This is a genomic window from Jiangella rhizosphaerae (assembly GCF_003579925.1).
GTDB classification, from domain to species: Bacteria; Actinomycetota; Actinomycetes; order Jiangellales; family Jiangellaceae; genus Jiangella; species Jiangella rhizosphaerae.
The window spans coordinates 1-5,411 of record NZ_QUAL01000332.1 but is presented as its reverse complement, the minus strand read 5'-3'; the positions used below and the strand labels follow the sequence as shown (position 1 = coordinate 5,411).

Genomic DNA, 5,411 nt, shown 5'->3' with positions numbered 1-5,411 from the left:
GCTGCTGCGCGCGCAGGCCGCCGCCGGCGCCGTCACGAAGCGGCATGCCCGGGCGGCGGCCGAGCTGGCGGCGGAGCTGACCGACCGGTACGCGTCCGAACGCCTCGACGCGCTCGTGCTGGCCGGCCGGCTGGCGCTGGAGACAGGCCTGCCCGAGCTGGCCGAGGAGGCGCTGCGGACGGCGGCGGCCGGGCGTCGCGGTCGCGGGTCGGCACTGCGCCGGGCCACCGGCTGGTACGCGCAGGCGTTGCTGGCCGGGGCCGCCGGCGACCGCCGGGCGATGCTGCGCGCCTGCGGCCGCGGGCTCGACGTCCTGGACACGCACGCGCTGTCGCTCGGCGCGACGGAGCTGCGGGCCCGTGCGACGGTGCACGGCAGCGACCTCGCCGCGCTGGCCACCCGCCGGGTCGCCGTCGACGGGTCGGCGCGCGAGCTGCTGCGCTGGACCGAGCGCTGGCGCGGCACCCTGCACGCGTTGCCGTGGCCGGAGGCTCGTCAGGACCCCGAGCTGGCCGCCGAGCTCGGCCGGCTGCGCGCCGTCGGCAGCCTCATCGGCAGCCACGCCGACGAGGCAGAGCGGCGGCGCATCGAGGAGCGCATCCGCCGGCACGTCCACGGCCGCGACGCGCGGACCGGAGCGGCCGCCACGGGCGCGCCCGCCGCCGCGACGACGACCCGCCGCCGCCTCGACGTCGGCGAGCTGCTCGACGCACTCGGCGACCGCACGCTGGTGAGCATCGTCGGCCTGCGGGGCGGGCGGTTCCACGCCGTCGTCGCACGGAAGGGGCGGCTGAAGCACGTCGTCGCCGGCGACTCCGGCGCCGCGCTCGACGAGGTCGAGTACGCCAAGTTCGCGCTGCGGGGTGCGGCGGTCGCCGCCGACGCCGTCGCCGGGGTGCTGCTCGCGGCCGCGGAGCCCGGCCTGGCCCGGCTGCAGGAGACGATGCTCGGCCCGGCGGTCCGGGAGCTGGGGGACGGGCCGGTCGTGCTGGTGCCGCCGTCGACGATGCAGTCGGTCCCGTGGGGAGCGCTGCCGGCGCTGCGCGACCGGGACGTGACGGTGGCGCCGTCGGCGACCGCCTGGCTGCGCGCCCGCACCAGCACGCCGCCGGCCGACCGGCGGGTCGCGCTGATCGCCGGCGCCGACCTCGCGTCCTCCGGCGCGGAGGTCGGCGTGCTGGCCGGCGTCTACGCCGACGCGACCGTGCTGACCGGCGACGACGCCACCGCCGACGCCGCGCTGGAGGCGTTGGACGGGTCGTGGCTGGCGCACGTCGGCGCGCACGGCCGGTATCGCGGCGACAACCCGATGTTCTCGTCGCTGGAACTGGCCGACGGCCCGCTGACGGTGTTCGACATCGAGCGGCTGCAGTCGCCGCCGTACCGCCTGCTGCTGACGGCGTGCGAGTCCGGCGTCGGGTCCCCGACCGGCGCCGACGAGCTGCTCGGGCTGACGACATCGCTGTCGGCGCTGGGCACCGCCGGGCTGCTGGCCACCGTCGTCCCGGTCAGCGACGCCGCGAGCGTCGACCTCAGCCTGGTCGTGCACGAGCGGCTGCGCGACGGCGACGACCTCGGCGCCGCGCTGCTCGCGGCTCGCCGGGCGGCGGCCGGAGCGCGGGACCGCGCGACCGCGTGGTCGTTCCTGGCCCTCGGCGGCGCCTGAGAGCAGCCCGAGACGGCGTGATCCACGTCACACGGTCAGGCGCGAATGCCGCGTATGGTGATCACCGTGCCCCTTACCATCGGATTCGACCTCGATCTCACCCTCGTCGACTCCGCGGACGGCATCATGGTCTCGATGACCGAGGCCTTCCGGCAGGTGGGCGTCACCATCGAGCCCGAGCAGCTGCTGCCGATGATCGGCCTGCCGCTCGACACGACGATCCGCTCGTTCGTGCCCGAGGACCGCGTCGCCGAGGCCCGGCGCATCTACCGCGACCTCTACCTCACCATGGGCATCCCCGGCACCAAGCCGCTGCCCGGCGCCGTCGAGGCCGTCGACGCCATCCATGCACACCACGGCACCGTCCTGGTGGTCAGCGCCAAGATCGAGTCGGCCGTGCGGGCGGTGCTCACGCACGTCGGCCTGCCGGTCGACGACGTCGTCGGCGAGCGGTACGCCGAGACCAAGGGCGCGGCCCTGCACGAGCGCGGCGCCGACGTCTATGTGGGCGACCATCCCGGCGACATGATCGGCGCGCGGTCGGCCGGCGTCTACGCCATCGGGGTCACCACAGGCACCCACGACGCCGTCGCACTGCGCGAGGCCGGCGCCGACGTCGTCTTCTCCGACCTGCTCGACTTCCCCTACTGGCTCGACGACTTCGTGGGCAACCCCACCTGAGCGTTCGAGCCGCCGAGGTCAGAGCACGAGGCGACGCAACAGCCGGTCCAGCTCGGCCGCGGGGTCGTCGGTGAGCCCGGCGTGCACCGGCCCCGGCTGCACGATGGTGCTGCGCGGCGCCGTCAGCCAGCGGAACCGCTCGCCGATCGCCGTCGCGCCGACCGGCCCGGCCGCCTCCGCGTCGGTGCAGGCGCGCGCGTAGGCCTCGACCGCCGCGGCGATGGCGTCGACGTCGGCGTCCGGGTCCAGCGCGCGCAGCCGGCCGGCGTCGACGTGGGTCGCGGCGGCGAGGTAGTCCGCCTTCTGGCTGTAGACGATGACGCCGGCGTTGACGAACTCGGCCCGCTCGACGCGCGGCACCACGCGCAGGACGGCGTACTCGAAGGCGATCACGCGGCACCGCCGGGCAGCCAGGCCGACGATGCCTCGGCACGGGCGGCCAGGTGGTCGGCGTAGACGGCGCGGACGGCGTCGGGCCCGGCGCCGTCGAGCCCCGGCACCTCGGGCAGCCAGTCGTCCGGGACCAGCGCTAGGATCTCCGCCAGTACGGACGGCGTCACCCGCGGCGCCAGCTCGGCGTCGGCCGACGGCAGCCGGTCGGCGGCGAACGCCAGCACGTGGTCGTCGATGCGGTAGGGCCGCGCGGCGAACGCCTCGACACCGGGCCAGGTGTGCTGGAACAGCAGCGCGGCGCCGTGGTCGATCGCCCACAGCTGCCCGTGCCACGTCAGCAGATTCGGGTTGCGCCAACTGCGGTCGACGTTGACGGTCAGGGCGTCCAGCCACAGCACCTTCGCCGCCTCGTCGGCCTCCGCCGGCCGCCCGTGGCCGTCGTAGCCGAGCGACCGCGGCAGGAAGTCCATGCCGAGGTTCACGCCGACGCTGGCCAGCAGCAGGGCCTGGATCTCCGGGTCGGGCTCGCGCCGGGCGATCGCCTCGTCGAGATCGACGAGCACGAGGTCGGGCACCCGGATGCCCAGCCGCCGGGCCAGTTCACCGACCACGATCTCGGCCACCAGCGTCTTCGGGCCCTGCCCGGCGCCGCGGAACTTGACGACGTACGTGCCCAGGTCGTCGCCCTCGACCAGCCCGGGCAGCGAACCGCCCTCGCGCAACGGCTCGACGTAGCGGACCGCGCGCACCGTCGGCAGCCCCGTGTGCACCGTCACCGCGCAAACCTCGCCATGGGCGATGACGGTACGTCATCGGATTGATCGCCCCCGGAGAGGCCCACAGGGCGTCGTCGGCCTTAGGCTGGAGGCGTCTCCCGCACCCTGCGGGAGGACTGTCCGGTCCCCCCGACACGAAGAGGTCAGCCGTGCCAACGGGCAAGGTCAAGTTTTTCGACACCGAGAAGGGCTTCGGTTTCCTCTCGAAGGACGAAGGCGGCGACGTGTTCGTGCACTCGTCCGCGCTGCCCGCGGGCGTGACCGCCCTCAAGCCGGGACAGCGAGTGGAGTTCGGAGTGGCCGAGGGCCGCCGGGGCGAGCAGGCGCTCTCGGTGCGCGTCCTCGACCCCCTGCCGTCGGTGTCGGCGGCCACCCGCAAGAAGCCCGACGACATGGTGACCATCGTCGAGGACCTCATCAAGCTGCTCGACGGCCTGTCGAACACCTACCGCCGGGGCCGGCACCCCGACCAGCGCACGGCGCGCAAGGTCGCCACCGTGCTGCGCGCCGTGGCCGACGACCTCGAGCTCTGACCGGGTGAGCCCTTCGGGGCTCACTCCTCGGGTCGCTCCGGCGGCGGGACCGGCGACGGCGTGCGCGCGGGCGGGCGGACCCGCAGCGCGAACACCAGGCCGCCGGCCATGACGATGGTCGCCACCGTCATGCCCAGCCACGGGATCAGCGGCAGCACGATGCCCACGCCGCCGCCGACGACCCAGCCCAGCTGCAGCAGCGTCTCGGAGCGGGCGAACGCGTTCGACCGGTTCTTCTCCGGCACGTCACGCTGCACGATCGCGTCCAGCGACAGCCGGCCCAGCTGCTGGGCGAACCCGGCCGCGAGCCCGACCAGGATGACCGTCAGCAGGTTCCAGAAGACGGCCGTCACCAGCGTGCTCGCCGCACCGAACCCGACCAGCACCATGACGGTGCGGTCAGGGCTGCGCGCTTGGACGAGGGCGCCGACGGACGAGCCGGCGGTGCTGCCCAGCCAGGCGGCGGCCGCGACGATGCCCAGCAGGATGAGGTCGTCGAGCCCGGCGACCGGCTCTTCGCGCAGCACGAACGCCATGAACATCGTCATGAACCCGGACAGCCAGCGCAGCGCCGCGTTGGCGCGCAGCGCGCGGACCACCGTCGCGCCGACCCGGAACTTGCGCGGCTTGCCGGGGACGTGTGCGGTGTCGCCGTCGCCCTCGGTGAGCGACGCCGGCTCCTCGCCGACGGACAGGTCGACCCGCTTCGGCAGCAGGATGGCCAGCACCGTCGTGCCGACGTAGGCGAAGAACGCCGCCCGCAGCGGCCAGTCGTCGCCGATCTGCGCCAGCCCGATGCCGACCGGCGCGCCGAGCAGCGTCCCGAACGTCGCCGCCAGCTGCAGCCTGGAGTTCGCGGCCACCAGCGTCCAGCCCTCCGGCAGCAGCCGGGGCACCGCGGCGGCCCGGGCGACGGCGTACGCCTTCTGCCCCACCAGGACACCCAGCGCCGCCGGGTAGAGCCACACCCCGCCGTCGATGACGGCGTCGGCGGCCACCCACGCGAGGAAGCCGCGGCCGGCCGCGGTGAACCCGATGGCCCACCGGCGGCCGTGGCTGAAGCGGTCGAGGAACGGGCCCAGCACCGGTGCGACCACCGCGAACGGCGCCATCGTGAGCAGCAGGTACAGCGCGACGTTGCCGCGCGCCTCCGTCGTGGAGACGGAGAAGAACAGCGTGCCGGCCAGCGCCACCGTCACCAGCGCGTCGGCGAAGGCGCTGGCGGCGTTGAGCTCGATCAGCCGCGACAGGCCGGTCTGCCCGGCGCCCTTCGCCTCGGCGGCGCGGTGCAGCCGGTTGGCGCTGAACCGTGCCGCGCGCGACGTGCCGGCGGCGGCCGACCGGGCGGCCCGGCCGGTCGCG

Annotated in this window: 6 protein-coding genes; 3 read left to right on the top strand and 3 right to left on the bottom strand. The window is 75.2% G+C overall.

The features are described from left to right. Both DY240_RS24290 and DY240_RS24285 read left to right on the top strand, forming a co-directional pair. The coding region (locus tag DY240_RS24290; protein WP_119662296.1) for a CHAT domain-containing protein at window positions 1-1,666 on the top strand (1,666 nt) is incomplete at its 5' end. A 66-nt stretch (window positions 1,667-1,732) separates the two neighbouring features. Beyond that, on the top strand, window positions 1,733-2,347 hold the full coding sequence (locus DY240_RS24285; protein ID WP_158602981.1) for an HAD family hydrolase: 615 nt from the start codon (window positions 1,733-1,735) through the stop codon (window positions 2,345-2,347). 18 nt (window positions 2,348-2,365) lie between these two features. Here DY240_RS24285 and DY240_RS24280 read toward each other — a convergent pair whose 3' ends face one another. Both DY240_RS24280 and DY240_RS24275 read right to left on the bottom strand, forming a co-directional pair. Beyond that, window positions 2,366-2,737, bottom strand: a complete 372-nt coding sequence (locus DY240_RS24280) for a DUF3037 domain-containing protein (RefSeq protein ID WP_119662298.1) — start codon at window positions 2,735-2,737, stop codon at window positions 2,366-2,368. Next, window positions 2,737-3,516, bottom strand: coding sequence for a HipA family kinase (locus DY240_RS24275; RefSeq protein WP_199702310.1), 780 nt, complete (start codon window positions 3,514-3,516; stop codon window positions 2,737-2,739). Before DY240_RS24275 ends, DY240_RS24280 begins: the two co-directional genes overlap by 1 nt. A gap of 149 nt (window positions 3,517-3,665) precedes the next feature. On the opposite strand from DY240_RS24275, the gene DY240_RS34215 reads away from it, so the two are divergent. Further along, a complete protein-coding gene (locus DY240_RS34215; protein ID WP_119662294.1) occupies window positions 3,666-4,049 on the top strand; it encodes a cold-shock protein in 384 nt (127 codons plus the stop codon). 20 nt (window positions 4,050-4,069) lie between these two features. On the opposite strand, the gene DY240_RS24265 is transcribed toward DY240_RS34215, so the two are convergent. Then, window positions 4,070-5,411: MFS transporter (locus tag DY240_RS24265; RefSeq protein WP_119662293.1), on the bottom strand; the 1,342-nt coding region annotated here is incomplete at its 5' end.